Genomic DNA, 3,028 nt, shown 5'->3' with positions numbered 1-3,028 from the left:
CCGTGGTGTCCGAGGCGGATCCACCCGTGGTGAAGCTCCTGGACTTCGGCATCGCCAAGCTCATCCACCCGGAGCCGGGGCAGGAGGGGCTGACGATGGCGGGCCAGCGCCTGGGTACCTCGCAAGCCATGGCGCCCGAGCAGTTCCGCAGCGGCATCATCGGGCCGGCCACGGACATCTACGCGCTGGGCGTGCTGCTCTACCAGATGCTGACGGGCCACTACCCCTACCAGTCCGAGGACCGGATGGAGGTGGAGCGGATGCACCTGGAGGCGCCGCCGCCCCGGCCGAGCGCCTCGGCGCCCGTGCCGCCCGCGGTGGACGCGGTGGTGCTGCGCTGCCTGGAGAAGGAGGCGGAGCGACGCTTCCCGGACGTGGCCGGCTTCCGTGCCGCGCTGCGCGAGGCGGTGTTCCCCTCCTCCGCCGAGCACCTGCCGGCCGCCGGCAGCAGCGTGCGCGCCTTCGCCCTCCACGCCGAGGTGGAGCTCGAGGAGGGGGCCGAGGATGACGCCGCGTACGCCACCGTGGCCGACGTGCTCGACGGGTTGGAGCAGGAGCTGCGCGCCGCGGGCTTCGTGCTCGCCGTGCAGACGGGCATGGCGCTGCTAGGCGTGCGGCTCATCGACGAGTCCCCGCTCCAGGAGCCGTACGCGCTGCTGGAGACGGCGCGGAAGCTCCAGGAGCGCGCCCGGGCTCGCACGGCCGGCTCGCGCGTGAGCGTGCGCACCTGCGTCCACGTGGGTCAGGTGGATGCGCGCCGCGGCCCGGACGGCATCGACATCACCGGCGGTCCCCTGGCGGACATCGCCGGCTGGGTGGTGCGAGACGCGAGTGGTTTCGCCGTCACCCCCTCGGCCGCGCGCGCCTGCACCCCGCCGCTGGCGAGCTGACGGCTCCCCACACCCTCCCCGAAACGACGTGAGGCGCCTCGCGCCTCACGAGGACCTCTCACGTCCACGGACGTGACGTGAAAAGCCTTCCACTCCTCGGCACAGTCGAGCGCACCGGCTCGCGCATTCACCCCATCCGGTGTCTCAATTCTGACCGTGATGGCCGGCTTGCCGGGGGGGTCCTTTTTTCCCGTTCTGACTGCGTTCACACTGTTCACGTGGAACTCAAGTTGTCGGGCCGTACCCGAGGGGTTCCGCGAGGGGGAAGCAGAAGCACGGCGAAATACCCGCGACATCCGTTCCCAGGGGGTGGGCCCATGCTGTTGAAGACTCTCGAGTCTCGGCGCGGTGGTTGGGAGCTGTATCCGACGCGGTCAGGCGTTCTCATCACACTCCTCCTGGCCTGCGCCGTTGGCTGCGGACCGGAGGCGGCCTTCCCGGAGGAGACGGAGGCTCTGGGCAATACCTCGCACTCCATCGTCGAGGGCAACGGCCTCAACCTCAACGGCCTCAACCTCAACGGTCTCAACCTCAACGGCCTGTCGACGAACGCCTTCCGCGACTGGTTCCAGGCGGACACCACGCTGCGCAACGAGGTGATGAAGTACGTGGTGGCCTGCGCGGTGCCCGCGGGCGAGAGCCGGACGTACACGAACTCGGGCATCACCTATACGTGGCAGGGAGTGCTGGGGCTCGCCCCGGGCTGGGCCAGCGGCAACGCGGCCACCCTGGTGGAGGAGCAGGTGGTGTCGGCCTGCATGGCAGCGCACGCCAACAAGTTCAACATCCACGTCAATATCTCGCTGCTGGGGCTGGATGGGGCCGGCAACGCCATCCCCACCACGAGCCAGGAGCTGACGGACTACGGTGTGCGGGAGGCGTGCTTCTTCGGCAACCTCTTCGACGGGAGCACGGGCGTCTTCGGCGCCAACGATGGACTGTCCCTGGCGAGCAACGAGAGCACCCCACGCGTGTGCGGCCTCGCTGGCACCGGCGCGAGCGCGTCGCAGTGCTCGCCCATGGTGTACGCGGGGAGCTGCTCGCAGTACTGCACCCGCGACGCGACGAACACCTTCTACACGTCCTGCTCCTACAACGGCACCACCTACCGCCCCATCACCACGCGCCTCCGGGCGCAGGACATCTACCGCTGCGGTGACGGGGTGTGCCAACCGACGGAGAGCAGCGGCACCTGCGCCTCCGACTGCTGAGCCCAAGGGCCTGGGGCGTCACCGCTCCACGCGCCTGAGGCTGAACACGTCGACGTCGACTCCCTCCGAGAACAGCGCCAGGGGCGGCTCGGGGGGACGAGGCAGGCCCGCGGCGGCCAGGAGGGACTCGTCCAACGCCTCCACGTCCGCGCCCCGCACCTGATAGGGCGGATGGTGCACCTGGCCTCGGAAGAGCACCCCGTTGGCGGTGGAGTAGAGGAAGTAGCGCTCGACGAGGAAGTGCTGGAGCGTGCCCGGCGTGGAGGCGGAGGCGGAGCCCCTGGGCGTGCACCGCACGGCGCAGGTGGCCGGCGTGGGCCCCGGCCAGTGGCGCTCGGAGCGGTAGGCGAACGACTCGCCCCCGGGCCCGGCGGTGAGTTCCATCCCCGCGTAGTGGTACGGCAGCTTGAACCAGCTTCGCGCGAGCCGCACGGCGATGGCGTTGGCGGCGTCCAGGCTGAAGAACCAGACGCCCGGGTTGCGTCCCTCGAAGTGGACGTACGTGCGCACGTTCGTCTCGTGGAAGTCCGACAGGAAGCCCACCGCGGGCAGGCCCCGGGGACGCACGCCGCGCATGGTGAAGGGCACCAGCCCCACCCAGGCCCGGCCCCCGAAGGTGTCGAGCGTCAAGCCCGGCGGCAGCAGCGGCGCCACCACCTCGGGCGGCAGCGACCAGTGGAGGAAGAGGAGGTGGCGCCAGCTCTGGTACATCACCGGCCGCTCGTCTGGTCGGCGCGTGGGACCGAGGCGATCGATGTCGGACTCGGCGGACAAGGCGTGGGGCTCGGCGGGACGCTCGGACACGACAGGCCTCCGGAACGGGCTGCGAGGACTTCATAACCCCTCCCCCGGCCTACGCGGTGCGCCAAAGGAGGGTAGAAACACACCCGGGCAGTGGGTCAGGATGTTGTCCCCCCACCTTTCAGT

3 protein-coding genes are annotated in these 3,028 nt (G+C 70.3%); 2 read left to right on the top strand and 1 reads right to left on the bottom strand.

What is annotated here, in order from left to right; translation table 11 throughout:
- Window positions 1-890, top strand: an 890-nt coding sequence (locus tag VF794_RS21355) for a serine/threonine-protein kinase (protein ID WP_331113251.1), incomplete at its 5' end; no start/stop codon positions are given.
- A 317-nt stretch (window positions 891-1,207) separates the two neighbouring features.
- The gene (locus tag VF794_RS21350) at window positions 1,208-2,101 is read left to right on the top strand and encodes a hypothetical protein (RefSeq protein WP_331113249.1); all 894 of its coding nucleotides are present in this window, start codon (window positions 1,208-1,210) and stop codon (window positions 2,099-2,101) included.
- A gap of 18 nt (window positions 2,102-2,119) precedes the next feature.
- On the opposite strand, the gene VF794_RS21345 is transcribed toward VF794_RS21350, so the two are convergent.
- Complete coding sequence (locus VF794_RS21345; protein ID WP_331113247.1) at window positions 2,120-2,905, bottom strand: DUF2071 domain-containing protein; 786 nt, start codon at window positions 2,903-2,905, stop codon at window positions 2,120-2,122.
- Window positions 2,906-3,028: the final 123 nt, after the last annotated feature.

The sequence above is a fragment of the Archangium sp. genome (assembly GCF_036389735.1).
Lineage (GTDB): Bacteria > Myxococcota > Myxococcia > Myxococcales > Myxococcaceae > Archangium.
The sequence above is the reverse complement of the archived record's forward strand: the minus strand, read 5'-3'. Positions and strand labels throughout refer to the sequence as shown.

Coding starts and splice junctions, on each gene's coding strand:
- VF794_RS21350 (WP_331113249.1), top strand. CDS start 1,208: ATGCTGTTGAAGACTCTCGAGTCTCGGCGCGGTGGTTGGGAGCTGTAT.